Here is a 25,114-nt window from a genome sequence, read left to right as displayed (position 1 = left end):
TCCGTCCGACCGCGCACGCCCCGAAGCGGCGCTCGTCAGGACGTCGCGGCCGACTGCCCGCTGCGGGTGCCCTGCCTCGTGTCGTGCCCGGGGCGGGGGGTCAGCACCTGAGGGCCGGCCTTGGTGATCGCGACGGTGTGCTCGGAGTGGGCCGTGCGCGAGCCGTCCGCGGACCGGATCGTCCACCCGTCCTTGTCATATTTGATCTTGTCGGTGCTGTGGCAGAACCACGGCTCGATCGCGATCGTCAGGCCGGGCTTGAGCTTCATGCCCCGGCCGGAGCGGCCGTCGTTGGCCACGTGTGGGGCCTCGTGCATGGTGCGGCCGATGCCGTGCCCGCCGAATTCGGCGTTGACCTGGTAGCCGTAGCGGCGGGCGACCCCGCCGATGGCGGCGGAGATGTCGCCGAGCTGATTGCCCAACCGCGCGGCGTCGATCCCGGCCTCCAGCGCGGCCTCGGTGGCCTCGATCAGCTTCAGGTCATCCGGGGAGGGGGTGCCGATGACGGCGGACAGTGCGGAGTCGGCGACCCAGCCGTCGATCCCGACCGCCATGTCGATGCTCAGCAGGTCACCGTCGCGCAGGGCGTAGTTGTGTGGCAGGCCGTGCAGCACGGCGTCGTTGACCGAGAGGCACAGGACGTTGCGGAACGGGCCGCGACCGAACGACGGCGTGTAGTCCCAGTAGCAGGACTCGGCGCCACGCTCCTTGATCCGGCGACGGGCGTGGTGCTCGAGGTCCATCAGGTTGACCCCGACGGCGGCGACCTCCCGCAGCTCCGCCAGCAGCTCGCCGACGAACTGGCCGGTCACGGCCATCCGTTCGATCTCCTCAGGGGACTTAAGCTCGATCACGATCAACCCTTCCCTCTTCGTAGCGGTATATTTATACCACGCTGGTCGGCGCGCCGGCCGGTGGGCGTTGCCGGTCCGAGAAGGCGGATCTATCCTGCTGACATGGTTCGCCCACCGCTCACACCTGAACAGATCGCAGCGGGGCAACGTCTCGGGGCGGCGCTTCGGGTCGCCCGAGGTGGCCGCAGCCCCGTCGAGGTGGCCTTGGCGGCCGGCATCTCACCGGAGACGCTGCGCAAGATCGAGGTGGGCCGGCTCCCGGCACCCGCGTTCGGCACGGTGGTCTGCCTCAGCGAGGTTCTCGGCGTCGCGCTCAGCGACCTGGCCGAGGTGTGGCTGGCCGACCTGCGCCTCCGCGAAGCCTCCTAACCGCGGGCCGGCCGCGCCGAAGGGCCGGCCGGGCGGCGGACACGCGAGAGCCCCCGACATCGGCGATGTCAGGGGCTCTCGGCTAACGACTCAGCGAAGCCAGGGGACGCTGCGGTCCAGCTGGCCGCGCTCCTTGAGCTCCTTGCGCAGCGGGATCTCGTCGTCGACGTACCCGTCCCAGTTGATGCCCCAGTAGTTGGCGGTGTGGGTGCCCTCACCGATCAGCTGGCGCTGCACCGGCGTGCGGTTGCGGTACCACTCGCCGTTCACGTCCGGGTGCAGCTCGTCCAGCGGGCGGATCCACCGGTAGGTGTAGCCCACGAAGAGCATCTTGCGGGTGATGGTCGACAGGTTCGTCGACCGGGAGTGCCACTGCCGGCGGTCGAAGATGAAGGCGTCGCCCGGCTTGGCGGTGATCTCCACCGTGCCCTCCGGGTCGGGGTTGTGCACGCTGAGGTCCTTGGGCCGGTCCAGCGAGTTCCACAGGTGGCTGCCCGGGATGACCTTGGTGGCGCCGCGGCCGGTCTCGGAGAGGTCGGAGAGCACGTACGCGACCTTCAGCGAGAACATCGGCCGGGGCAGGTTCGGGTCCATCGTCTCCGGGTCGGAGTTCTGCCGGTACCCGTCCTGGTGCCAACCCCAGTACGGCTTCTCCGGCTCGGCGGCCGGCGGAGTGACGTCCAGGTGGTTGTGGTGGGTGTAGATGTTCCAGCCGGCCAGCCCCCACATGTACGGGAAGGCGATCGGGTGGGTGAGCAGCTCACCGAAGAGCTCGTCGCGCTCCAGGAAGCCCAGCAGGTGCAGGGTGCCGTCCTTCTTGGTGGTGCCCTTTGCCTGCTCCTCCGCGTAGACGCGGTCGACCGCCGCCTCCAGCGCCGCCCGGTGGTCCTCCGTCAGGACGTTGCGCAGCAGGAGGAAGCCCTGCTCGTGAAACTCCTTGCGGTCAGTGTCGCTGATCGGTTCGTAGCCGGTCCGGTCGCCGTAATCGAACACCGCGTCGTACCCCTCCCCATGAGGTGAAACCATTTCTGGCACAGGCCGCCGATCGTAACGCGATCACCTTGGCGGCGGGGAGTGCGCATGACAGGAATGGACCTCAGCCGGACCATGCGCAGCGGAGCCACTCCGTAGAGTCAGATTTCCGCGATAAATAGCGGCGTCTGTTGGCCGTTGTCCGATTGTGCGGTGACTGCCGGTTAAGAGATCCGGGCCGCTCACCCCTCGGCGAACACCTCGGCCACCACCTGACCGGCCGCGCTCTGCTCACCGGTCACCCGCCCCCAGGTGCCGTCCCGGGCGGTCCACTCCAGGTCGCCGAAGCGGACCCGCTTCACCCCGTGGTCCTGGGCGTGCGAGACCAGCCAGTGCGCGTACCGCCAGCCGTCGCGCTGGTCGCCCGCGGTCACCGCCAGCCCGGTCTGGCCTGCGGTGTCCGTGCCCGACAACCCCCAGTCCAGCACCAGGTTGCGGGTCAGTTGGGCGGCCGCTGCCGCGCCGTGCATTACCGGGGTACGCCCCACCGTGCAGGCGACCGCCCCGGTGACGTCGCCCAGTAGCGCCCGGCTGAGCACCTCGGAGTCGTCGGCCCACTTCTGGTACGCCTCGGGGAACGCCGAGCGCTGCACCCGCTGGGCGGCGTCGGTGACCCGCATCTTCTCCCAGCCGCGCACCTTCTTCAGTGCCGCGTAGAACCGGTTCGCCGCGTAGCGCGGGTCGCGGATCTGTGTCGGGGTGCCCCAGCCCTGGCTCGGACGTTGCTGGAACAGGCCGACCGAGTCACGGTCGCCGTCGGCGAGGTTGCGTAGCCCGGACTCCTGGTACGCGGTGGCAAGCGCGACCACCACGGCCCGCTCTGGCATCCCGCGCTGTGCGCCGATCGCCGCGATGGTCGCCGCGTTGGCCATCTGGTCGGCGTCCAGGGCGACCCGGCCGTCGGCTTGGACCGTGCATTTCCGGCTCGCCAGTGGTAGCTGCAGACGGTCCCCGACCTGCCGCACGACGAGCCAGACTGCGATCACGGCGACGAGGATGAGAACCACCCCGCCCGCCACGGCTGCACGAGTTCGCACCCACACCCCCAGATCGACAGTCCGCCAAGCGTACGTCCCCGATGGCGTCGTCCGGGTCGTCCGACCGGTTCACGCCCGAGGGGAGCGGGGAAGGCCAGAGTGGCGTTCCCCGCCGTCGGCAGGACAAACCGGCTAATCCGCAGCGGGTACCCAGCTGGCGTCCCGCTTCTCCCGGAACGCGGTGACCCCTTCGCGTCCCTCGTCGCCAAGGAAGTAGCCCGTCGACAGCGCCGACAGCCGGGCCAGTTCGCCGCGCAGCTCGGCGGTGCCCGGCCGGCGCAGCAGGTCCTTCGCGCCGGCCAGCGCGCCGGGCGCGCCGCGCACCAGCGAGTCGCAGTACCGGCGTACCGCCGCGTCCAGCCCGTCCGCCGGGACGGCGGCGGTGACCAGGCCGATCTCGGCGGCCCGCCGGCCGTCGAAGGTGTCCCCGGTCAGGTACAGCTCGGCGGCGGCGCGCGGGTGCAGCCGGGGCAGCACGGTCGCCGAGATGACCGCGGGGATCACCCCGATCCGCACCTCGGTGAAGGCGAACGTCGCCTCGTCGGCGCAGACCGCCAGGTCGGCGGCCGCGATCAGGCCCAACCCGCCGGCCCGCGCCGGCCCCGCCACCCGGGCCAGCACCGGCTTGGGGCACTCCCAGATCGCGGCGAGCACCTCGCCCAGCATCCCGGCCGGCACCGTCCCGCTGGCGTACGCCAAGGCGGTCTCCTTCAGGTCCGCACCCGAGCAGAAGACCGGGCCGGTGTGGTCCAGCACGATCACCCGGACCGCCTCGTCGGCGACCGCGTCGGCCAGCCCGCCCAGTAGCTGGGTCATCAGGGCTGTGGAGAGTGCGTTGCGGTTGTGCGGGCTGTCCAGGGTGAGGGTGGTCACCCCGCGGGCCGTGGCGACCCGCACGAGGACGTCGGGAGAGGTCATGCCGGGCACACTAGTGGCCATGCCCGGCGTCCTTCCAGATGGTGAGACCGTCCCCGTCGACGGATCGCTGCCCGCCACCGCCACCGCCGCGGTCGGCCAGCGCGGCTTCGGCGTGTACGTGCACGTGCCCTTCTGCGCCAGCCGCTGCGGCTACTGCGACTTCAACACCTACACGGCGAGCGAGCTGGGCGGCGGTGCCAGCCGTGAGGGGTACGCCGACACGGTGCTGGCCGAGCTGGCGCTCGCCGCCCGGGTGCTCGGTGACAGCCCACCGCCGCGGGTCGACACGGTCTTCGTCGGCGGTGGCACGCCCACCCTGCTCCCCGCCGACGACCTGGCCCGCATCCTCGACGGCATCGACCGCACCTGGGGGCTCGCCGCCGACGTCGAGGTGACCACCGAGGCCAACCCGGAGTCGGTCACCCCGGAATCGCTGAAGTTGCTGCGGGCAGCCGGCTACACCCGGATCTCGCTCGGCATGCAGTCCGCCTCACCGGGGGTGCTGGCGATCCTCGACCGCCGGCACAGTGCCGGCCGGGCCACCGCCGCCGCCCTTGAGGCGCGCGACGCCGGGTTCGAGCACGTCAACCTGGACCTGATCTACGGCACTCCGGGGGAGCGGGCCGAGGACTTCGCCGCCTCTCTGGACCAGGTGGTGGCCGCCGGGGTGGACCACGTCAGCGCGTACGCCCTGATCGTGGAGGACGGCACCCGGCTGGCCGCCCGAATGCGTCGCGGTGAGCTGCCGTACCCCAGCGACGACGTCGCCGCGGACCGCTACCTGGCTGCGGAGGCCGCCCTCGACGCAGCCGGCCTGTCCTGGTACGAGGTCTCCAACTGGGCCCGCACCGACGAGGCCCGGTGCCGGCACAACCTGCTCTACTGGACCGGCGCGGACTGGTGGGGTCTCGGCCCCGGGGCGCACAGCCACGTCGGCGGGGTGCGCTGGTGGAACGTCAAGCACCCGTCGGCGTACGCCCAGCGGTTGGCCGCCGGCGCGTCGCCCGGCCTGGCCCGGGAGGTGCTCACCGTCGACGAGGCGCACATGGAGGACGTCATGCTCCGGCTGCGGCTCGCCACCGGGTTGCCGCTGGCGGTGCTCGACGCCACCGGCCGGGCCGGCGCCGAGCGGGCGCTGGCCGGCGGCCTGCTGGCCGCCCCGGAGTACGCGGCCGGCCGGGCGGTGCTCACCCTGCGCGGCCGGCTGCTCGCCGACGCCGTGGTCCGCGACCTGCTGCCCTGACCGTCGCGCCGCCCCCCGGTCGGCGCGACGGTGTGCCGGACCGGCCGGGGGAGCGGCCGGCCCGGATCACTTGATGAAGCTGCCGGAGAGCGGGTAGCGGTAGAGCTGGCCCTCGTTGGCCTTGATCCCGGCGATGATGCCGAACACGGCGCCGAGGATGATCGCCGCCGCGACCGGAATGAAGCCGATCACGATGCAGGAGAGCACCCAGCCGACCAGGCCGACGATCGACCAGATGAGCTGGAAGTTGAGCGCCGCCACCGCGTGCGCCCGAACCGTCGGGGACTGGTTGCCCCGGGCCAGCATCGCCACCAGCGGGCCGATCCAGCCGAGCACGCCGCCGCTGATGATCATCCCGGCGGCGCCGCCGAAGTGCGCGACCAGCGCCCAGGTCTTGTCCTCGTTGTTGGCGTAGCCGCCGCCGGGGCCGCCGTAGGCGCCACCGGGCGGATAGCCGCCAGGAGGGTAGCCCCCGGCTGGCGGATAGCCGCCCGACGGAGGGTAGCCACCCGACGGCGGTTGGTCACCAGTGGGCGGCGGATAGCCACCGGCCGGGGGATAGCCGCCCGGGCCGGGTGCCCCGGACAGTGGTGCGGTGGGTGGCTCGGCCGAGGCGCCCGGAGATGGCGGCGGGGATGTCGGGTCCGTCGGGTATCCGCCGGGGTCTCCCGCGCCGGGAGGGCGAGGTGGTTCAGTCATGGATGTCACGGTAAGGGCCCGTGGCAACGCCGCACCAGAGCGACACCGCCGGGTCGGCCCGGCTGAACGGACAGCGACGACCTTGATCATCGCGCCGGCGGGTACGCCGACGTAGACTGGCACTCGTTACAGTCGAGTGCCAGGACGGTCCGCCGGCCCCACCGTGGCCGGCGGCCGACGTGCGACAGGAGGTGCGGAGGATGGGTCTCGACGACCGCAAGCTAGCCGTGCTCCGCGCCATCGTCGAGGACTACGTCTCCACCCAGGAGCCCGTCGGCAGCAAGGCGCTGGTCGAGCGGCACCAGCTCGGCGTCTCCCCGGCCACGGTCCGCAACGACATGGCCGTGCTGGAGGAGGAGGGCTACATCCGGCAGCCGCACACCAGTGCCGGCCGGGTGCCCACCGACCGCGGCTACCGCCTCTTCGTCGACCGGCTGTCCCGGGTCAAGCCACTCAGCCCGGCCGAGCGCCGGGCCATCGAGCGTTTCCTGGTCGGTGCGGTCGACCTCGACGACGTGGTGCACCGCACCGTGCGGCTGCTCGCCCAGCTGACCCGGCAGGTCGCCGTCGTGCAGTACCCGAGCCTGGCCCGATCCTCGGTGCGGCACCTGGAGCTGGTGCCGATCTCCACCACCCGGCTGATGCTCGTCATGATCGCCGACACCGGTCGGGTGGAGCAGCGGCTGGTCGAGCTGCCCGGGCCGGTGCCCGCCGACGACGTCACCGACCTGCGTCGGCTGGTCAACGAGAAGCTCGCCGGCGCCCGGCTGTCCGATACGCCGCCGCTGGTGCAGACGCTGGTCGAAGAGGCGCCGACCGAGCTGCGTCCGACGATGACCACCCTCGCCACGGTGTTGCTGGAGACGCTGGTCGAGCGGCACGAGGAGCGGATCGCGCTGGCCGGCACCGCCAACCTCACCCGGGGCGGCCTGCTCGACTTCCAGGGCTCGCTGCGCCCGATCCTCGAAGCGCTGGAGGAGGAGGTCGTGCTCCTCAAGCTCATCGGCGAGACCGAGCCGAGCACGACCCGGGTGCTGATCGGCGACGAGAACGAATTCGACAACCTGCGCGCCGCCTCGGTGGTCAGCACCGGGTACGGCCCCGGCGCCACCATCGTGGGCGGCCTGGGGGTGCTGGGGCCCACCCGCATGGACTACCCCGGCAACATCGCCACGGTGCGCGCCGTGGCACGCTACGTGGGCGAGCTGCTGGCCCAGAACTGACCAGTCAGGGCCGACGGCCGGCTCCGGCCGACGACCGGCGCAACGCGAGACGAACATGAGGACACGGAACGCAGTGGCCAGGGACTACTACGGCATTCTCGGTGTGAGCCGGGAAGCCTCCGACGACGAGATCAAGCGCGCCTACCGCAAGCTGGCGCGCCAGTTCCACCCGGACGTCAATCCGGACCCGGAGGCACAGGAGAAGTTCAAGGACATCAACGCCGCGTACGAGGTCCTCTCGGACGACCGGAAGCGGCAGATCGTCGACCTGGGCGGCGACCCGCTCGCCCCCGGTGGTGGCGGCGGCGCCGGTGGTCCGGGCGGTCCGGGCGGGGCCGGCCCGTTCGTCGGTTTCCAGGACATCATGGACGCGTTCTTCGGCGGTGCGGCGGGTGGCGCCCGTGGCCCGCGTCCGCGGACCCGGCCGGGCGCCGACGCGATCCTGCGCCTTGAGCTGGACCTGCACGAGACGGCGTTCGGCGTCGAGGCGCCGATCACCGTCGACACCGCGGTGCTCTGCACCACCTGCTCCGGCGCCGGCACGGCCGCCGGCACCCACCTGGCCACCTGCGAGGCGTGCGGCGGTCGGGGCGAGGTGCAGTCGGTGCAGCGCACCTTCCTCGGCCAGGTGGTCTCCGCCCGGCCGTGCACCGTCTGCCAGGGCTACGGCACCACCATCCCGCACCCCTGCCCCACCTGCGCCGGCGACGGCCGGGTGCGTACCCGCCGTTCGCTGACCGTCAAGATCCCGGCCGGTGTCGAGGACGGCATGCGGATCAGGCTGGCCCAGCAGGGCGAGGTGGGCCCGGGTGGCGGCACCGCCGGTGACCTCTACGTGGAGATCCACGAGCGGCCGCACGACGTCTACTCCCGCAAGGGCGACGACCTGCACTGCCGGGTCACCGTGCCGATGACCGCGGCGGCACTGGGCACCCGACTGACCATCAAGACGCTGGACAGCGAGGAGACGGTCGACGTCAAGGCCGGCACCCAGCCGGCCAGCACCCTGCGGCTGCGCGCCAGGGGTGTGCCGCACCTGCGCGGCACCGGCCGGGGCGACCTCTACGTGCACCTGGACGTCCGGACGCCGACGAAGCTCGACCCGGACCAGGAGCGGATGTTGCGCGACTTCGCCAAGACCCGCGGCGAGGAGGTCGCCGAGCTGTCCAAGCAGGGCGGCTTCTTCTCCCGGATGCGCGACGCGTTCAACGGTCACGCCTGACCACTGCGGCTAGCCTGATCATCGTGTCCGCGCCGCTGTTCCTGGTCGAGTCCCTGCCCACCGCCGACGCGTTGACCCTCGACGGTCCCGAGGGGCACCACGCCGCCACCGTGCAGCGGTTGCGGGTCGGCGAGGAGTTGCTGCTCGCCGACGGCCGGGGCGGCACGGCCGCCGCCGTGGTAACCGCCGTCGGCCGGGGCAGCCTGGAGCTCACCATCACCTCCCGGGGGTACGCGGACGCGCCCGTACCCCGGCTGGTGACCGTGCAGGGCATCGCCAAGGGCGACCGGGGTGAGCTGGCCGTGCAGGCGATGACCGAGGTCGGGGTCGACGAGATCGTGCCCTGGGCGGCGGCCCGTTCGGTGACCCAGTGGCGCGGTGACCGGGGCGTACGGGCCCGGGAGAAGTGGGTGGCCACCGCCCGGGAGGCGGCCAAGCAGGCCCGCCGGCCGTGGCTGCCAGTGGTGGCCGGTGCACCGGACGAGTCCACCGCCACGGTGGCCCGCCGGATCGCCGGTGCCGCCGCCGGGTTCGTGCTGCACGAGGAGGCCGAGGAGCGGCTGACCACGGCCGAGCTGCCGACCGCCGGGGAGATCGTCCTGGTGGTCGGCCCCGAGGGCGGCATCGACGCGGCCGAACTGACCGCGTTCCGCGCGGCCGGAGGCCGGCCGGTGCGGCTCGGGCCGGCGGTGCTGCGCACCTCCACGGCCGGGGTCGCGGCGCTCAGCGTGCTCGCCACCCGGCTCGGCCGCTGGTGACCGTCCGACAGCTGTACCCCGGCGGTCAGCTGCGCAGGTAGGAGGCGCCGTTGAGGTCGACGATGGTGCCGGAGGCCCACTCGGCCTGCGGCGACGCCAGCCAGTGCACCGCGGCGGCGATCTCCTCCGGCCGGGCCACCCGGTCGAACGGGCTCTGTGCGCGGATCGCCGCGCCGCTCTCGCCGCGCAGGTGCTCGGTGGTCATGTCGGTCGCCACGAAGCCCGGCGCGACGGTGGCCACCGCGATGCCGTACGGCGCGAGCGCCACGGCGAGGGACTGGCCCAGCGCGTTCAGCCCCGCCTTGCTGGCGCCGTACGCCGGCTGCTGCGGCTCGCCGCGGAACGCGCCCCGGGACGAGACGTTGACGATCCGGCCGCCGCGCTCCCGCATGTGCTGGGCGGCACACCAGATGACGTTGCCGGCACCGGTCAGGTTGGTCTCCAGCACCTGCCGCCAGCGCCGCTGCCACTGCTCGTAGGACGCGCCGAAGATCGGGTGCGGGTCGTCCCGGTCGCCGTACACCCCGGCGTTGTTGACCAGCACGTCCAGCCCACCGAGCAGCTCGGCGGCCCGGTCCACCATGGCCCGCACCGCATCCGGGTCGGTGAGGTCGGCGCGGACCACCACGTGCCCCTCGCCGGGCAGCTGCGCGCGCAGCTCCTCGGCCGCGTCCGCCGAGTCGCGGTGGTGGATCGCCACCCGGTCGCCGCCGGCCGCGAACGCTGTCGCCACCGCCCGCCCGATTCCGCGCGAGGCCCCGGTCACCAGTACCGCCCGATCCGTCATGCAGGGCATCCTGCCGTAGCCGGCGCGAACGCCGGGAAGGGACCCGTGCGCCACCGGAGGCGTTGACAGGGGGCCCTTTCCTTACACTGCCCGGATGGGATCCGACTGCCTGTTCTGCCGCATCGTCGCCGGGGAGATCCCGGCCACCGTGGTCCGGGAGACCGCCACCACGCTCGCCTTCCGGGACATCGACCCGAAGGCGCCGGTGCACGTCCTGGTCATTCCGAAGGAGCACTACGCCGACGTCGCCACCCTCGCCGAGGGTGACCCGGCGCTGGCCGGTGAGGTGCTGGCCACGGCCGCCGCGGTGGCGGACGACGAGGGGCTGCTCGGCGACGGATTCCGGCTGATGTTCAACACCGGCGCGTACGGCGGCCAGGAGGTCTTCCACGCGCACGCGCACCTGCTCGGTGGCGCGCCGCTCGGCCCGATGCTCGCCCGGGACCTGGCGTGAGCACTGGACCGGGCCCCGACGCCCGCGTGGACGAGCGGCTGGGCCGCCTGGTCCGCCGGGTGCAGGCCGACGCCCGGGTGCCGGCGGTGTCGGCGGCGCTGCACCGGGCCGACCGGCCGCTGTGGCAGTGCACTGTGGGCGACACCGGCAGCGACAACGCGCTGGGACCGCGCACCCAGTTCCGGATCGGCTCGGTGACCAAGACGTTCACCGCGGTGCTCACCCTCCAGTGCCGCGACGACGGGCTGCTGGACCTGGACGACCCGGTGGGCCGGCACCTGGACCTGCCGGCGCACGGAGAGCTGACCGTCCGCCGGCTGCTCTCGCACACCGGCGGCCTGCAGCGCGAGCCGTTCGGTGACGTCTGGGACACCCTGAGCGCGCCGGACGCCGATCGGCTGGTGGCCGAGCTGGACCGGGCCGAGCGGGTGCTGCCGCCGGCCCGCCGCTTCCACTACTCCAACCTCGGGCTCGCCGTGCTCGGCCAGCTGGTCGCCCGCCTGCGCGGTGGCAGTTGGGCACAGGTGCTCACCGAGCGGGTGCTGACGCCGTTGGGGCTGACCGACACCACGGTGACCCCCGGCCCGGCTGCGGCCACCGGGTTCCTGGTCGACGCGTACTCCGACGAGGCGCATCCGGAGCCGCCGACCGACTTCGGCGCGGTCGGCCCGGCCGCCCAGCTCTGGAGCACCGCGACCGACATGGCCCGCTGGGCGGCGTTCCTCGCCGACCCGGCGGCGCTCGACCCGGCCGGCGCGGTGCTCACCCCCGGCACCCTGGACGAGATGCGCTGGCCGCTGACCACCACCGACGAGACGCTCTGGGGCGCCGGCTTCGGGCTCGGGCTGATCCTCATCCCGCAGGGCGAGCGGGTGGTGCACGTGGGGCACGACGGGGCGATGCCCGGTTTCCTGGCCGCGGTCTACGGCCGGCGGGGTGGCGACGGCACGGCGGGCGCGATGGGTGCCGCGGTGCTCGGCTCCTCCGGCACGGCGGCCGAGCTGTTCGACCTGCCGCACCAGTTGCTCGCCGCGGCGGTCGAGCACGACCCAGCCGAGATCGAGCCGTGGCGGCCCGGCCCACCCGCTCCGGCGGCCCTGCGGGGCATGCTCGGCCGCTGGTGGGGTGAGGGTTTCGAGTACGTCTTCTCCTGGCACGACGGCACCCTGCGGGCGCGCGGGGCCGGCGACCCGGCGGGGCGCCCACCAGCGGTGTTCACCCCGCTGCCGGACCGCCCGGACGTGTTCCGCACGGTCTCCGGTCGGGAGGCCGGCGAGCTGCTGAGGATGACCCGGGACGAGGCCGGCACGGTGGTCCGGATGCACTGGGCGACGTACCGCTTCTCGCGCCACCAGGAGACCTTCGACCGGTACGACTTCCGGTCCGGGAGTTGATCGCGGCCAGCGGAAATGGACACGATGCGGGCCGCGTTGACCCGATACGATGGGTGTAACGTCCGCACGCCGTGCCAGTAGAGCCGGCGCTGAGATCGAGAGCAGGTGCGCAGGGGCCTTCGGCCCGACCTATGACCGGCACCCCACCTCCCGGCCCGCCCCGGGTGCAGACCAGGATCACCGTGCCCGACTCGAAGATCATGGTCAATCTGCTTGGCGCGGGTGACGAGATCCTTCGACTCGTCGAACGCTCGGTCACCAGTGACGTGCACGTCCGTGGCAACGAGATCACCATCACCGGCGCCCCTGCGGACAACGCCCTCGCCGAGCGGGTCTTCAGCGAGCTACTCGAACTCATCGAGAAAGGCGAGACCCTGACCACTGACGCGGTAAGACGTACCGTCGGCATGCTCGAGCAGGGTAGCGCCGAGCGGCCCGCCGAGGTCCTGACGCTCAACATCCTCTCCCGGCGCGGGCGCACCATCCGTCCCAAGACGCTCGGGCAGAAGCGGTACGTCGACGCGATCGACTCGCACACCATTGTCTTCGGCATCGGCCCGGCCGGCACCGGCAAGACCTACCTGGCGATGGCGAAGGCCGTCCAGGCGTTGCAGGCCAAGCAGGTCAACCGGATCATCCTGACCCGACCGGCGGTTGAGGCGGGCGAGCGGCTGGGCTTCCTGCCCGGCACGTTGAACGAGAAGATCGACCCGTACCTGCGCCCGCTCTACGACGCGCTGCACGACATGCTCGACCCGGAGTCGATCCCGAAGCTGATGGCCGCGGGCACGATCGAGGTCGCCCCGCTGGCGTACATGCGGGGCAGGACGCTCAATGACGCGTTCATCATCCTGGACGAGGCGCAGAACACGACGCCCGAGCAGATGAAGATGTTCCTCACCCGGCTCGGCTTCAATTCCAAGATCGTCGTCACCGGTGACGTCACCCAGGTGGACCTTCCCGGTGGGACGACCAGCGGTCTGCGGGTGGTCCGGGACATCCTGGAGAACGTCGAGGACGTGCACTTCGCCCAGTTGTCCAGCTCCGACGTGGTCCGCCACCAGCTGGTCGGGCAGATCGTCGACGCGTACGCCCGCTGGGACGCCGAGCGGGAGAACCAGCAGGCGCAGGGTGTCCACGCCGTGCCCGGGCGACCCGCCCAGGGCGGCCGGGCCGGCCGACGCCGCTAAAGCAGAGGAAAGCAGTTGTCCATCGAGATCGCCAACGAGTCCGGCGTCGACGTCGATACCGACGCCGTGCTCGCCGTCGCCCGGCACGCCCTCGACGAGATGGGGGTCAACCCCCTCGCCGAGCTGTCCGTGCTGCTGGTCGACATCGACTACATGACCGAGCTGAACCACCGCTGGATGGGCGGCGAGGGTCCGACCGACGTGCTCGCCTTCCCCATGGACGAGGGCAGCGTCGACCACGGCCCGGGCGAGAGCGCCCCGGCCGGCGGCGAGCCCGCCCTGCTCGGTGACATCGTGCTCTGCCCCGAGGTGGCGGCCAAGCAGGCGGCGACCGCTGGGCACGCCCCGGCCGACGAGCTGCACCTGCTCACCGTGCACGGGGTGCTGCACCTGCTCGGGTACGACCACGCCGAGCCGGAGGAGGAGCGGGAGATGTTCGAGCTCCAGGCCCGACTGCTGGCGAGCTGGCGGTCGACCCGCAACCAGTGATGTCCACTCCACTACTGGCGGCCGGCCCCACGGCCGGCCTACCCGATCTACAACTGATCGTCTTCGCGGCCGGCCTGGTCGTGCTGGCCGGCGTGATCGCGATGACCGAGGCGGCGCTCGCCGCCGTCTCCCCGGCCCGAGCCGCCGAGTTGGCCCGGGACGGCGTACGCGGTGCCCGGACCCTCCAGGCCGTGGCCGGCGACGTGGTCCGGCACCTCAACCTGCTCCTGCTGTTGCGGCTGCTCGCCGAGCTGACCGCCACCACGCTGGTGGCCCTGGTCGCGGTGGACAGCTTCGGCGCCGGCTGGCGGGCCGCGCTGGTCACCGCCGGCGCGATGACCGTGGTCAGCTTCGTGGTGGTCGGGGTCGCCCCGCGCACCATCGGCCGGCAGCACGCGTACGCCGTGGGGCGGGCGGTGGCGCCGCTGGTCCGCTGGCTGGGCCGGGCGCTCAACCCACTCGCGTCGCTGCTCATCCTGATCGGCAACGCGGTCACCCCGGGGCGCGGCTTTCGGGAGGGGCCGTTCGCCACCCAGGTGGAGCTGCGCGAGCTGGTCGACCTGGCCGAGCAGCGGGGTGTGGTCGAGCACGGCGAACGACAGATGATCCACTCGGTCTTCGCACTCGGCGACACCATTGCCCGTGAGGTGATGGTGCCGCGTACCGAGATGGTGTGGATCGAGGAGGGTAAGACGCTCTCGCAGGCGCTGGCGCTCTTCCTGCGTTCCGGCTTCTCCCGCATCCCGGTGATCGGCGAGAGCGTCGACGACGTGCTGGGCGTGCTCTATCTCAAGGACCTGATCCGGCGCTCCCGGGGCGGTGACCCGGCCGCCGAGCAGCTGCCGGTGGCCGAGCTGATGCGCCCGGCGACCTTCGTACCGGAGTCCAAGCCGGTCGACGACCTGCTGTCGGAGATGCAGGCGGCCCGCAACCACCTGGTCATCGTCGTCGACGAATACGGCGGCACCGGCGGCCTGGTCACCATCGAGGACATCCTGGAGGAGATCGTCGGCGAGATTACCGACGAGTACGATGTCGAACGCCCGCCGGTCGAACGTCTGGCCGACTCCTCGGTGCGGGTCACCGCCCGCCTGCCGGTGGAGAATCTCGGCGAGCTGTTCCACACCGACCTGCCCGCCGACGAGGTGGAGACGGTCGGTGGTCTGTTGGCCCAGTCGCTCGGGCGGGTGCCGATCCCCGGAGCGGAGGTCGAGGTGGCCGGCCTCCGGCTGGTCGCCGAGGGCACCACCGGCCGGCGCAACCGGATCGACACCGTCCTGGTCAGCCGGGTGGAGCCGGGCGACGAGCAGGACAACGGGGGGCGCGGCGAGCAGGCCGGCCCCGGAGACGACCAGGACCACAATCGAGACGAGGAGAGGCAACCCGCCGATGCCTGACACACCCGCCGCGCACGCCGCCCGGCCCACCCCCACCGCGCCGGCCCCGCTGAGCGCCGAGGACGGCAAGCTCGTCGTCCTGGCCCGGGGCGCCCGCGGGCGGGTCGGCGCCGTGGAGGGCGCCGCGGTCCGGGACCAGGACGGCCGGACGTACGCGGCCGCCAGCGTCGCGCTGCCCTCGCTGACCCTCACCGCGTTGCAACTGGCGGTGGCCTCGGCCGTGGCGGCCGGGGCGACCCGGCTGGAGGCGGCGGCGGTGGTGACCGAGGCGTCGACGCTGGACGGCGCCGGGCACGCGGTGGTGCGTGACCTCGCCGTGGACGCGCCGATCCATGTGGCCGCACCGGACGGCACCGTGCTCGGCACGGTGACCCAGTGACCGGCGGCGTGAAGGATCCGGAGGCACGCCCCTACCGGGCCGGGTTCGGCTGTTTCGTCGGCCGACCCAACGCCGGCAAGTCCACGCTGACCAATGCCATCGTCGGCACCAAGATCGCGATCACCTCGAACAAGCCGCAGACCACCCGGCACGTCATCCGGGCCGTGCTGCACCGGCCGGAGTCGCAGTTGGTCCTGGTCGACACGCCTGGCCTGCACCGCCCCCGTACGCTGCTCGGCGAGCGCCTCAACGACCTGGTCCGATCGACCTGGACCGAGGTGGACGTGATCGGCCTGTGCATCCCGGCCGACGAGCCGGTCGGGCGCGGCGACCGGTTCATCACCGGCGAGCTGGCCGAGTTGAAGGCGACCGTGCTGGCGGTGGTCACCAAGACCGACCTGGTGGACAAGCGCCGGCTGGCCGAGCAGTTGCTCGCGGTCAGCAAGATGGGCGAGTTCGCCGAGATCGTGCCGGTGAGCGCGGTCTCCGGGCACCAGGTGGACACCCTTGTCGACGTGATGACCAGCTACCTGCCGCCGTCGCCGCAGCTCTACCCGGACGACATGCTGACCGACGACCCGGAGCAGGTGCTGGTCGCGGAGCTGATCCGGGAGGCGGCCCTGGAAGGGGTCCGCGACGAGCTGCCGCACTCCATCGCGGTGGTGGTGGAGGAGATGATCCCCGAGGGTCAGCTCATGAAGATCTACGCCGACCTGTATGTGGAGCGGCCCAGCCAGAAGGCGATCGTGCTCGGTCACCGGGCGAGCCGGCTCAAGGAGGTCGGCACCAACGCCCGCAAGCAGATCGAGGAGTTGCTCGGCACCCGGGTCTACCTGGACCTGCACGTGCGGGTGGCGAAGGACTGGCAGCGCGACCCGAAGCAGCTGCGCAAGCTGGGCTTCTGACCCATCTCACCGGTCCGGCCGGGCACTCCGGTCGGGCCGGCCGAGGGGTGGGTGCCACCCGGCAACACGATCATCTTCGGTCGGGCCGATGGCAAGATTCACGTTTGATCGGGGCCACGGCCGTTTGGCGATGCCGCCGCGCAGGGTAGGGGAGGTACATCCCGCGTCCCCGACCCAGATGCAGGCTGATGCGCAACAGGTACCTAGATCTGCTCCGTTTCCTGGCCATCGTCCGAGTGGTCGTCTACCACGTCACCGGGTGGGCGACCCTCACGCTCGTCTTTCCTGCCATGTCGGTGATGTTCGCGCTGGCCGGCTCGTTGATGGCCGCCTCGCTGAACCGCTCGGGGCCGGTGGCGGTCGGCCGCCGGCTGCGCCGGTTGCTGCCGTCGCTGTGGGTGATGGCCGCGGTCTTCGTGCCGGCCATGCTGTTCACCGGGCTGCCGGTGTCGCCGCGGCTGCTGCTGTGGTTGTTCCCGATCGCTGACCCGCCGGCCAACAACTGGGGTGCCCTGGCGCTGAGCGTCATCTGGTATCTGCGCGACTACCTGTGGTTCGTGCTCGCCTCACCGATCGCGCTCTGGCTGTTCCGGCGTGCCCCGCTGCCCACCCTGCTCGCCCCGTACCTCCTGCTGGTGGCGATCGAGGTGGGGATCTACCCGGCGCCCCCGGCGGTGCTGCGCGAGTTCGGGCTCTATTTCGGCGCGTGGCTGCTCGGCTTCGCCCACCAGGCCGGGATGCTGCGCCGGCTCGCCGGCCGGGTGCTGTACCCGGCGGCGCTGGTGCTCGCCGCGGCCGGCGGGGCCTGGATCGTCGCGCATCCAGGCCCGCGCGGGTACGACCTCAACGACAACCATCTCGGCAACGCCCTCTGGTCCACCGCGTTCATCCTGATCGTTCTTGGTCGGGCGCCGGCCGGGATTGACTGGCTGAGGCGTAGCCGGTTGGCCGACCGGGCGGTGACCGTGGTCAATCGGCGGGCGCTCACCGTCTACCTCTGGCACATGCCCTTCGTGGTGGCGCTCACCCCGCTGGTGGACGTGGTCGGCTGGTCCCACCAGGATCCGCTGGGGCTGGCCATCCGGGTGCTGCTGGTCTTCGCACTGGTCGGGGTGGTGACCCTGGCCGTCGGCTGGGTCGAGGACGTCGCCGCCCGCCGGCGCCCGGAACTGCTCCCCGGTGGCCCGCCCCGCCAGTCCGGCCCGCCGATCCGCTCCGACAATCGACCGGCGAACCAGACCGGCGTGGGGGCGACCGTCGGACGGCCCGTCGTACCGGCGCAGCGGGTGGCCGGGGAGGTGGCCACCGTCGAGGTCAGCGCTGGCTGATCGTCACGTTGCCGCTGCCCGCCGAGCCGTCGAGCACCAGCGACGCGGCCGGGTTGTCGGCAACGGTGACCCGCGCGTCGCCGGAGCCGGTGCTGGAGCGGACCCGGTAGCTGCCCGCCGGCACCACCAGCGTGACGTCCCCGCTGGAGGCGTGCGCACGGGCCGAGGCGGGCGCGTCCAGCTCGACGGTGACGTTGCCGGACTGCGCCTCGGCGTCGACCGCGCCGCTCAGCCGGCGCGCGGCGATGTCCCCGGACGAGGCGCGTAGCCGTACCGCCGCGCTGGCCTCGCTCACGACGATGTCGCCGGAGCCGGTCTCCACACCGACCGCGCCAGTGGCGCCGGCGACCCGCACGTCGCCCGAGCCGAGTCGCAGGTCGACGGTGCCGACCCGGGTCAGCTCGACATCGCCGGAGCCGGTCTCGCCCTGCACGGCGACCCCCTCCGGCACGGTCACCTCGTAGGAGATGCTGCACCGGTCGCCGCAGTCGGCGTCCAGTAGCAGTTCGCCGTCCTTGATCTCGTACCGGCTGTTGGGCTCGCCGCCCTGGTAGCGCACCACCCGCTTGATCCGCACCTCGGACGCCGAGCCGGTGCCGTGCACCACCAGATCGCCGGAACCGGGCAGCACCCGGATCGTGGTGATCTTCACCGCCTCGGTGTTGTCGTAGTCGAGGCGGCGGAACGCCAGGTTGTCGCACCCGGTGAGCAGGATGAGGGCGGTGGCCGCCCCCAGTGCGACGGGAGCGACGGCGCGGTGACGGGGGTGGCCGGTGGTCCGGTGCAGTGCCATGTCCAGCACGCTACGGCCGGTCGCGCGCCGGGCGCATCGGGGTTCGTCCGCGCGTCCACCCCGATCCGACCCTGATTTCACACCCCGAGGGAGAATGGTCCGATGGCCGGGTATCGCCGACAGCTCTACCGCGACGACGCGGTGGTGCTGCGCGTGCAGAAGCTCGGCGAGTCCGACCGGATCATCACCCTGCTCACCCGCCGGCACGGCCGGCTGCGCGCGGTGGCCCGGGGGATCCGCCGCACGACCAGCAAGTTCGGTGCTCGGCTGGAGCCGTTCGGCCACGTCGACCTCCAGCTCGCCGGTGACCCGAAGGGCAACCACGGCAGCTCGCTGCACACCGTCAGCCAGGTCGAGGGCATCGAGCTGTACGGCAAGCGGTTCCTCGGGGACTACCCCCGTTACACGGCGGCCAGCGCGATCGCCGAGACCGCCGAGCGGCTGACCCCGGTGGAGCGGGAGCCGTCGCTGCGGCTTTTCCAGCTCACCGTGGGCGCGTTGAAGGCGCTGTCCCGGGGCGAGCACGCCACCACGCTGGTGCTCGACGCGTACCTGCTGCGCGGGATGGCCCTCGCGGGCTGGGCGCCGGCGCTGATCGCGTGCGCGGTCTGCGGCACACCCGGGCGGCACCGGGCGTTCTCCGTACCGGCCGGTGGCGCGGTCTGCCCGGACTGCCGACCGCCCGGCGCGGCCCATCCCGCGCCGGCCACCATCGACCTGATGTCCGCGCTGGCCACCGGCGACTGGGTGGTCGCCGACGCCACCGAGACCGGCGTCCGCCGGGAGTGCAGTGGGCTGGTCGCGGCGCACCTGCAGTGGCATCTGGAACGCGCGCTACGCTCGCTCCCGCTGGTCGACCGGGGTCCCTCGGTGACCGGCACGGTCCCGCCACCGGGGGGCGCTGGGGCCGCGATGCTCCGGCCGCGCGGCGACGTCGAGGCCGGGGCGGACGGTGCGAGCAGGGGGAGAGAGAGTGATCCGATCGATGAGGGCCGGCCGGCGTGAGCCGATGCCGCCGACACCGCACCCGTCGGGCGCCCGTCCGCCGGCGCTGCCCACCGAGGCGGTGCCAAAGCACGTCGCCGTGGTGATGGACGGCAACGGCCGGTGGGCCAAGGAGCGCGGGCTGCCGCGCACCAAGGGTCACGAGGCGGGGGAGCACAGCCTCTTCGACACCATCGAGGGTGCGATCGAGATGGGCATCCCCTACCTGTCGGCGTACGCGTTCTCCACGGAAAACTGGCGGCGCTCGCCGGACGAGGTCCGGTTCCTGATGGGGTTCAACCGGGACGTCATCCGCCGCCGCCGCGACCAGTTGGTCGACCTCGGTGTCCGGGTGGTCTGGTCGGGTCGGCCCGGGCGCCTGTGGAAGAGCGTCATCTCCGAGCTGCAGACCGCCGAGGAGATGTCCCGCGGCAACTCGACGCTGACCCTGCAGTTCTGCGTCAACTACGGGGGGCAGGCGGAGATCGGTGACGCCGCCGCCGCGATCGCCCGCGACGTGGCGGCCGGCCGGCTGGATCCGGCGAAGGTCACCGAGAAGACCGTGGCGAAGTACCTCTACCACCCGGAGATCCCGGAGGTGGACCTGTTCCTGCGCCCTTCCGGGGAGGAGCGGATCTCCAACTTCCTGCTCTGGCAGACCGCGTACGCCGAGCTGGTCTTCCTGGACACGCTCTGGCCGGATTTCGACCGCCGCCACCTCTGGTACGCCTGCGAGCTGTACGCCCAGCGGGACCGGCGGTTCGGCGGTGCGCTGCCCAACCCGGTCGCCCCGGTGGTCTGAGAGGCTTACCGGCACGTCACGCTGGGTATCAGTGATGTCAGGAGCCACTGACGGAGGTGAACCCACATGATCCAGAAGCGCATTGCACAGTGGGCGGTGATGGCGATCGCGGTGCCACTGGCCGCGGCCGGCGCCCGCCGCCTCAGCCACACCCTGGAGGCCCGACGTGGTCCCTCCGGGGCGAGTCGGCTGCTGACCAAGGGTGCCGACCTGATCCGCCCCCAGAAGGCCAAGCGTCGCCGATTCTGGTAACCCTGTGATCCTCGGCGCCGCCCCCACATCTTCGGGGGCGGCGCCGCTCCGTGTCCGCACCCGTCGGGTCGGCGGTGGCGGCGACCCGACCGGAGCGGTCGCCCCGGGAGGGAGTCGTTTCGGGGTGCTGCGGGTTGGTGGCGGGTAGGGTCCGAAGGTGGTGGGACCGAGGCGGTCGGAGGTGGACATGCGGGATCTCCGGTACAAGATGATCATGGCGTTGAACGCGGCCGACCTGGGCGACCCGATCTGCGAGCAGGTGGCCGAGATCTGCTCGGAGATCGCCGAGCAGCACTGCGCCGAGTTCGGCCACACGCCGCAGCTGCGCAGCGGCGAGATCGCCGAGCTGGCCACCGGGGAGCCGGCCCTGACCTGGGCGCCGTCGTCTTCCGACACCGGGCAGCGTGCCTGGTGACCGCGCCCGCCCCATCGGTCGACGTACGCCGGGCCGAGGACCGCTTCGCCACCAGGATCTCCTGGCTGGACTCGAAGCACTCCTTCTCGTTCTCCCGGCACTACGACCCGGCCAACACCCACCACGGTCTGCTGCTGGTCAACAACGACGACGTGGTCCGCCCCGGTGCCGGCTTCGAGACCCACCCGCACGAGGACATGGAGATCGTCACCTGGGTGCTGCGCGGCTCCCTGGTGCACCAGGACTCCACCGGCCACTCCGGGGTGATCTACCCGGGGCTGGCCCAGCGGATGAGCGCCGGCACCGGCATCCTGCACTCGGAGAAGAACGACGCCTGGCGACTCAACAACCAGGCGCCACACAGCGACCCGGTGCACTTCGTGCAGATGTGGGTGCTCCCCGACGAGCAGGGCGTCGACCCCGGCTACGAGCAGTTGGAGATCGAGGACGAACTGCTGCGCGGCGGCCTGGTCCCGATCGCCTCCGGAATGGACCGCTACGACGGGGCGTCCGCGATCCGGATCCGCAACCGGTACGCCACCCTGCACGCCGCCCGGCTCGGCCCCGGCGACGAGGTCACTATCCCGGATGCGCCCTTCGTGCACCTGTACGTGCCCAACGGCACGGTGACCCTGGAGGGCAGCGGCCCCCTCGGCACCGGCGACGCGGCCCGACTCACCGCGACCGGCGGCCGTCGGGTCACCGCGGACGAGCCGGCCGAGATCCTCGTCTGGGAGATGCACGCGACCATCGCCTGACCCCACCCCGAGACGGGGAGAGGCCAGGCGTACGCCGTCAGGCGGGGGATTCGGTGCGCACTCCCGCCCAGGTGGTGTGGAACGAGCCCTCGCGGTCGACGCGCTGGTAGGTGTGCGCACCGAAGTTGTCCCGCAGGCCCTGGATCAACGCGGCGGGCAGCCGCTCGGCGCGCAGCGCGTCGAAGTACGCCAGCGACGACGAGAACGCCGGCGTCGGCACTCCGGCCCGGACCGCGTCGGCCACCACCCGCCGCCAGCTCGGCACGCCGGCACCGACCGCGTCGGCGAAGTACGGCGCCACCAGCAACGTCGGCAGGTCGGGCTGCTCGTCGTACGCCTCGCGGATCCGGTTCAGGAAGCGGGCCCGGATGATGCAGCCGCCCCGCCAGATGGTCGCCGTGCCGCCGAGGTCGATGTTCCAGTCGTACTCCTGGCTGCCGGCGCGGATGTGGTCGAAGCCCTGCGCGTACGCGACGATCTTCGAGGCGAGCAGCGCGCGGCGGACATCCTCGATGAACGCCTCCCGGTCGGCCACCTGCCACTTCTCACCGGCGTCCGGGAACGCCCGGCGGGCCGCCTCGCGCTGGTCGACGTGCCCGGAGAGCGAGCGGGCGAAGGTCGCCTCCGCGATCCCGGTGATCGGGATGCCCAGGTCCAGCGCGCTCTGCACGGTCCACCGTCCGGTGCCCTTCTGCTCGGCCCGGTCCTGCACCACGTCCACGAAGGGCCGGCCGGTGGCGGAGTCGCGGTGAGCCAGCACGTCGGCGGTGATCTCGATGAGGAAGGACTCCAGCTCGCCGCTGTTCCAGTCGCGGAAGATCTCCGCGATCTCCGCCGGCTCCGCGTCCAGGCCAGCCCGGAGCAGGTCGTACGCCTCGGCGATGAGCTGCATGTCGGCGTACTCGATGCCGTTGTGCACCATCTTGACGAAGTGCCCGGCGCCGTCCGGCCCGATGTGCGTGCAGCACGGGACGCCGTCCACGTGCGCGGCGATCTTTTCGAACATCGGCCCGAGCTTGGCGTACGACTCGGCGGAGCCGCCCGGCATGATGCTCGGCCCGAGCAGCGCGCCCTCCTCGCCGCCGGAGACACCGGTGCCGCTGAAGTGCAGCCCTCGCGCCCGGAGCGACTCCTCCCGGCGACGCGTGTCGGCGAAGTGGGCGTTACCGCAGTCGACGATGATGTCGCCCTCATCCAGCAGCGGCACCAGCTCGTCGATCACCGCGTCGGTGGGCGCACCCGCCTTGACCATCACGATCACCGCGCGGGGTCGTTCCAGCGACGCCACGAAGTCGGTCATCGACTCGCCGGGCACGAACGTGCCCTCGTCGCCGTGCTCGGCGATCAGGCTGCGGGTGCGCGTAGGCGAACGGTTGTGCACCGCCACGGTGAAGCCGTTGCGGGCCAGGTTGCGGGCCAGATTGCGGCCCATCACCGCCAGCCCGGTCACACCGATCTGCGCCGTCGCCTGCTCAGCCATCCGTGCCGCCACCTCTCACCGTCGCACTGCCGTGCTGCGACCGTATCGCGGTGCGTGGGAGTGCGGGCGTCGTCGTCGACAGCCGGTCACCGGCCGGTAGCGCTCAGCCCTGGGCCAACCGATCCTCCACGTGGGCCACCTTCGCGGTGAGCGCGTCGGTCACTCCCGGCCGGATGTCGGCCTTGAGCACCACACTCACCCGGGGCGCCTGCGCGGCCACCACGTCGACCGCCCGCTTCACCACCGCCATCACCTCGTCCCACTCGCCCTCGACGGTGGTGAACATGGCATCCGTCCGGTTGGGCAGGCCGGACTCGCGGACCACCCGCACCGCCTCGGCCACCAGGTCACCGACGGACTCACCGACACCGAGCGGGGTAATCGAGAACGCGATCAGCATGGTGCCGATCGTGCCAGGAAAACCGGATGCGCCGGTGCCCGCCAACGGGATAGCGTCTGGGCATGCGCATCTGACGCCCCACTCTCCGAGCCGGCCCGCCGCCCCGCGCCGCGGTCCGTGCGCTCCCGGGCGTCCCGCATCCCCACCCGCCGTGCGGCGGTGCTGGCCCTGCTCGACCCCGGTGAGCAGTCCCTTCCCCGTTCGACCGTCACGCTGCGACGGTCACCAGCCGAACCGACCGACCGCCGGAGCGCGGGACCGGCCGTGTCGATCGGCCCGAAGGAGGCCCGGATGCCAGCCAGGCGCAACCCGAAGAAGTCCCGTACCCCCGCACCGACGCCGCCCGGCACCGACCCGGCGGCCGGCCGTGGCTCGCTGCCGCTACCGCTGACCCGTCCCGACCTCCCACCGGTCGAGCCGGCCCTACCGGCCATGCTGGTCGGGTCGGGGCTGCCGACCGAGCCGGCGGAGCCGGTCGACCTGTTGCCGCTGGCCGACCTGCCGACGGCAACCGAGGTGCCGGCAGGGATCGAGGTGCCGCCGGTGGTCAACGTGCCGGCGGTGGTCGACCTGCCGGCGGCCGAACGGCCAGCGGCACCGACGGCCGGACCGCCGCACGGCGGTGGCCCCCGCTCCGCTGGCGGCCGTAGCCAACGCGCCGGCCAACCCCGCCGCTACGCCTTCCGCCGCAGCTGAACCAACCCTTGTCGGCCCCGCCCCGCCCTCAGCTTTGCTGTGGGTGGGGCGGGGTCAGCCGATCAGGGGGCGGAAGGTTCCCAGGAGGATGCTGGTGGTCAGGGCGGTGCCGGCCAGCACCGCTGCGGCGACGATCAGCAGGGTGTCGGCGCGGGTGAAGGGCTGACGGCGGGCCACGGTACGCGGCGTGCCGGCGTCGAAGCCGCGCGCGTCCATCGCCACGGCCAGCCGGGTGCCCCGGCGGATCGCACCGACCAACAGCGCGAACGCCGTGGAGGTGAACAGCCGCAGCTTCGCCACCGGGTTGCGCCCGGCGTCGACGCCACGCGCCCGCCGGGCCATGCTGATCATCTGCCACTCCTGACCGAGCAGCGGCACCAGCCGGAACGCGGCCAGCGCCCCGATGGCGAACCGGGCTGGCGCCTTCGCGTTCTGGATCAGCGCGTCGGCCAGGTCGGTGGGATCGGTGGTGGCGAAGACGATCACGCCGGGCAGGGCCACCGCGAGCACCCGCAGCACCAGGCCGAGCGCGGTGAGCAGCACTCCGGTGGTCACCAGCACCGGTCCCGCGTCCAGCAGGACCCGGCCGGACCGGTCGGCGGCGAACAGCACCAGGGTGATCAGGATGCCGGCGGCACTGACCAGCAGCGGCCACGCTCGCCGGGCCAGCACCCGGTAGCGGATGCCGAACAGCGGCAGCACGGCGAGTTCGACCGCGATGGCGATCGCCGGGGCCACCGGGTCCAGGGTGGCCAACAGGATGAACGAGAAGAGCAGTGCGGCGGCCACCTTCGCCACCGGGTTGCGGCGGGCCAGCGGCGCACCGGGCGCGGCGACCGGCTCGATGCTGATCATC

General features: G+C 72.4%; 29 protein-coding genes. 19 read left to right on the top strand and 10 right to left on the bottom strand.

The window, feature by feature from the left end; genetic code table 11:
- Positions 1-35 precede the first annotated feature (35 nt).
- Positions 36-854: a type I methionyl aminopeptidase gene (gene map, locus ABZV00_RS21965; protein WP_328419356.1), complete on the bottom strand. Its 819-nt coding sequence runs from the start codon at positions 852-854 to the stop codon at positions 36-38.
- Positions 855-956: 102 nt separating this feature from the next.
- Between map and ABZV00_RS21960 the strand changes: the two genes are divergently transcribed.
- Complete coding sequence (locus ABZV00_RS21960; RefSeq protein WP_355609080.1) at positions 957-1,223, top strand: helix-turn-helix transcriptional regulator; 267 nt, start codon at positions 957-959, stop codon at positions 1,221-1,223.
- Between the two features lie 90 nt (positions 1,224-1,313).
- Here ABZV00_RS21960 and ABZV00_RS21955 read toward each other — a convergent pair whose 3' ends face one another.
- From ABZV00_RS21955 to ABZV00_RS21945, 3 genes are all read right to left on the bottom strand, one after another.
- Positions 1,314-2,216: a phytanoyl-CoA dioxygenase family protein gene (locus tag ABZV00_RS21955; protein ID WP_355609078.1), complete on the bottom strand. Its 903-nt coding sequence runs from the start codon at positions 2,214-2,216 to the stop codon at positions 1,314-1,316.
- A gap of 221 nt (positions 2,217-2,437) precedes the next feature.
- Entirely contained in the window at positions 2,438-3,298 is an 861-nt protein-coding gene (locus ABZV00_RS21950) for a hypothetical protein (RefSeq protein WP_355609076.1), read from the bottom strand.
- A 126-nt stretch (positions 3,299-3,424) separates the two neighbouring features.
- Positions 3,425-4,210, bottom strand: coding sequence for an enoyl-CoA hydratase-related protein (locus ABZV00_RS21945; RefSeq protein WP_328419348.1), 786 nt, complete (start codon positions 4,208-4,210; stop codon positions 3,425-3,427).
- A gap of 19 nt (positions 4,211-4,229) precedes the next feature.
- Here ABZV00_RS21945 and hemW point away from each other — a divergent pair, with 19 nt between their 5' ends.
- Positions 4,230-5,453, top strand: coding sequence for a radical SAM family heme chaperone HemW (gene hemW, locus ABZV00_RS21940; protein ID WP_328426841.1), 1,224 nt, complete (start codon positions 4,230-4,232; stop codon positions 5,451-5,453).
- Positions 5,454-5,519: 66 nt separating this feature from the next.
- On the opposite strand, the gene ABZV00_RS21935 is transcribed toward hemW, so the two are convergent.
- Complete coding sequence (locus ABZV00_RS21935; protein ID WP_328419346.1) at positions 5,520-6,152, bottom strand: DUF4870 domain-containing protein; 633 nt, start codon at positions 6,150-6,152, stop codon at positions 5,520-5,522.
- 200 nt (positions 6,153-6,352) lie between these two features.
- On the opposite strand from ABZV00_RS21935, the gene hrcA reads away from it, so the two are divergent.
- The 3 genes from hrcA to ABZV00_RS21920 all read left to right on the top strand — a co-directional run bounded on the left by hrcA (position 6,353) and on the right by ABZV00_RS21920 (position 9,355).
- A complete protein-coding gene (gene hrcA, locus ABZV00_RS21930) occupies positions 6,353-7,375 on the top strand; it encodes a heat-inducible transcriptional repressor HrcA (protein ID WP_328419344.1) in 1,023 nt (340 codons plus the stop codon).
- A gap of 73 nt (positions 7,376-7,448) precedes the next feature.
- A complete protein-coding gene (gene dnaJ / locus ABZV00_RS21925; RefSeq protein WP_328426840.1) occupies positions 7,449-8,597 on the top strand; it encodes a molecular chaperone DnaJ in 1,149 nt (382 codons plus the stop codon).
- Positions 8,598-8,620: 23 nt separating this feature from the next.
- The gene (locus ABZV00_RS21920; protein ID WP_355609071.1) at positions 8,621-9,355 is read left to right on the top strand and encodes a 16S rRNA (uracil(1498)-N(3))-methyltransferase; all 735 of its coding nucleotides are present in this window, start codon (positions 8,621-8,623) and stop codon (positions 9,353-9,355) included.
- Positions 9,356-9,380: 25 nt separating this feature from the next.
- On the opposite strand, the gene ABZV00_RS21915 is transcribed toward ABZV00_RS21920, so the two are convergent.
- A complete protein-coding gene (locus ABZV00_RS21915) occupies positions 9,381-10,142 on the bottom strand; it encodes an SDR family oxidoreductase (protein ID WP_355609069.1) in 762 nt (253 codons plus the stop codon).
- A 94-nt stretch (positions 10,143-10,236) separates the two neighbouring features.
- Between ABZV00_RS21915 and ABZV00_RS21910 the strand changes: the two genes are divergently transcribed.
- The 8 genes from ABZV00_RS21910 to ABZV00_RS21875 all read left to right on the top strand — a co-directional run bounded on the left by ABZV00_RS21910 (position 10,237) and on the right by ABZV00_RS21875 (position 17,678).
- Positions 10,237-10,596, top strand: coding sequence for a histidine triad nucleotide-binding protein (locus ABZV00_RS21910; RefSeq protein WP_355609066.1), 360 nt, complete (start codon positions 10,237-10,239; stop codon positions 10,594-10,596).
- On the top strand, positions 10,593-11,990 hold the full coding sequence (locus ABZV00_RS21905) for a serine hydrolase domain-containing protein (RefSeq protein WP_355609064.1): 1,398 nt from the start codon (positions 10,593-10,595) through the stop codon (positions 11,988-11,990). Before ABZV00_RS21910 ends, ABZV00_RS21905 begins: the two co-directional genes overlap by 4 nt.
- Positions 11,991-12,121: 131 nt before the next feature.
- Positions 12,122-13,180 (top strand): PhoH family protein, encoded by a 1,059-nt coding sequence (locus ABZV00_RS21900; protein ID WP_328419334.1) that lies wholly within the window; start codon positions 12,122-12,124, stop codon positions 13,178-13,180.
- 15 nt (positions 13,181-13,195) lie between these two features.
- The gene (ybeY, locus tag ABZV00_RS21895; RefSeq protein ID WP_355609061.1) at positions 13,196-13,669 is read left to right on the top strand and encodes an rRNA maturation RNase YbeY; all 474 of its coding nucleotides are present in this window, start codon (positions 13,196-13,198) and stop codon (positions 13,667-13,669) included.
- Positions 13,669-15,066 carry a hemolysin family protein gene (locus ABZV00_RS21890; protein WP_328419328.1) on the top strand — a complete coding sequence of 466 codons (1,398 nt, stop codon included), beginning with the start codon at positions 13,669-13,671 and terminating at the stop codon, positions 15,064-15,066. The genes ybeY and ABZV00_RS21890 overlap by 1 nt, the downstream gene beginning before the upstream one ends.
- Positions 15,059-15,445, top strand: coding sequence for a cytidine deaminase (locus ABZV00_RS21885; RefSeq protein WP_328419326.1), 387 nt, complete (start codon positions 15,059-15,061; stop codon positions 15,443-15,445). Before ABZV00_RS21890 ends, ABZV00_RS21885 begins: the two co-directional genes overlap by 8 nt.
- An 8-nt stretch (positions 15,446-15,453) precedes the next feature.
- Positions 15,454-16,350, top strand: a complete 897-nt coding sequence (gene era / locus ABZV00_RS21880; RefSeq protein ID WP_328426839.1) for a GTPase Era — start codon at positions 15,454-15,456, stop codon at positions 16,348-16,350.
- Positions 16,351-16,538: 188 nt separating this feature from the next.
- Positions 16,539-17,678 carry an acyltransferase gene (locus ABZV00_RS21875; protein ID WP_355609058.1) on the top strand — a complete coding sequence of 380 codons (1,140 nt, stop codon included), beginning with the start codon at positions 16,539-16,541 and terminating at the stop codon, positions 17,676-17,678.
- On the opposite strand, the gene ABZV00_RS21870 is transcribed toward ABZV00_RS21875, so the two are convergent.
- The gene (locus ABZV00_RS21870) at positions 17,665-18,471 is read right to left on the bottom strand and encodes a DUF4097 family beta strand repeat-containing protein (RefSeq protein ID WP_355609055.1); all 807 of its coding nucleotides are present in this window, start codon (positions 18,469-18,471) and stop codon (positions 17,665-17,667) included. The two genes, ABZV00_RS21875 and ABZV00_RS21870, sit on opposite strands and share 14 nt — an antisense overlap.
- Positions 18,472-18,573: 102 nt before the next feature.
- Here ABZV00_RS21870 and recO point away from each other — a divergent pair, with 102 nt between their 5' ends.
- The 5 genes from recO to ABZV00_RS21845 all read left to right on the top strand — a co-directional run bounded on the left by recO (position 18,574) and on the right by ABZV00_RS21845 (position 21,682).
- Positions 18,574-19,476, top strand: a complete 903-nt coding sequence (recO, locus tag ABZV00_RS21865; protein WP_355609052.1) for a DNA repair protein RecO — start codon at positions 18,574-18,576, stop codon at positions 19,474-19,476.
- A 4-nt stretch (positions 19,477-19,480) separates the two neighbouring features.
- A complete protein-coding gene (locus ABZV00_RS21860; RefSeq protein ID WP_355609049.1) occupies positions 19,481-20,257 on the top strand; it encodes an isoprenyl transferase in 777 nt (258 codons plus the stop codon).
- 66 nt (positions 20,258-20,323) lie between these two features.
- Complete coding sequence (locus ABZV00_RS21855; protein ID WP_328419316.1) at positions 20,324-20,509, top strand: hypothetical protein; 186 nt, start codon at positions 20,324-20,326, stop codon at positions 20,507-20,509.
- A 187-nt stretch (positions 20,510-20,696) separates the two neighbouring features.
- Positions 20,697-20,924, top strand: coding sequence for a thioredoxin reductase (locus tag ABZV00_RS21850; RefSeq protein WP_355609046.1), 228 nt, complete (start codon positions 20,697-20,699; stop codon positions 20,922-20,924).
- The gene (locus ABZV00_RS21845; RefSeq protein ID WP_355609044.1) at positions 20,921-21,682 is read left to right on the top strand and encodes a pirin family protein; all 762 of its coding nucleotides are present in this window, start codon (positions 20,921-20,923) and stop codon (positions 21,680-21,682) included. The genes ABZV00_RS21850 and ABZV00_RS21845 overlap by 4 nt, the downstream gene beginning before the upstream one ends.
- Positions 21,683-21,719: 37 nt before the next feature.
- On the opposite strand, the gene gndA is transcribed toward ABZV00_RS21845, so the two are convergent.
- Both gndA and ABZV00_RS21835 read right to left on the bottom strand, forming a co-directional pair.
- Positions 21,720-23,162, bottom strand: coding sequence for an NADP-dependent phosphogluconate dehydrogenase (gndA, locus tag ABZV00_RS21840; protein ID WP_355609041.1), 1,443 nt, complete (start codon positions 23,160-23,162; stop codon positions 21,720-21,722).
- A gap of 103 nt (positions 23,163-23,265) precedes the next feature.
- A complete protein-coding gene (locus tag ABZV00_RS21835; protein ID WP_328419308.1) occupies positions 23,266-23,562 on the bottom strand; it encodes an MTH1187 family thiamine-binding protein in 297 nt (98 codons plus the stop codon).
- A 291-nt stretch (positions 23,563-23,853) separates the two neighbouring features.
- Here ABZV00_RS21835 and ABZV00_RS21830 point away from each other — a divergent pair, with 291 nt between their 5' ends.
- A complete protein-coding gene (locus tag ABZV00_RS21830) occupies positions 23,854-24,258 on the top strand; it encodes a hypothetical protein (protein ID WP_355609038.1) in 405 nt (134 codons plus the stop codon).
- A 54-nt stretch (positions 24,259-24,312) separates the two neighbouring features.
- Here ABZV00_RS21830 and ABZV00_RS21825 read toward each other — a convergent pair whose 3' ends face one another.
- The gene (locus ABZV00_RS21825; RefSeq protein WP_328419304.1) at positions 24,313-25,113 is read right to left on the bottom strand and encodes an energy-coupling factor transporter transmembrane component T; all 801 of its coding nucleotides are present in this window, start codon (positions 25,111-25,113) and stop codon (positions 24,313-24,315) included.
- Position 25,114 lies beyond the last annotated feature (1 nt).

The sequence above is a fragment of the Micromonospora sp. NPDC005173 genome (assembly GCF_040608515.1).
In the GTDB taxonomy this organism is placed as follows: Bacteria; Actinomycetota; Actinomycetes; order Mycobacteriales; family Micromonosporaceae; genus Micromonospora.
The sequence above is the reverse complement of the archived record's forward strand: the minus strand, read 5'-3'. Positions and strand labels throughout refer to the sequence as shown.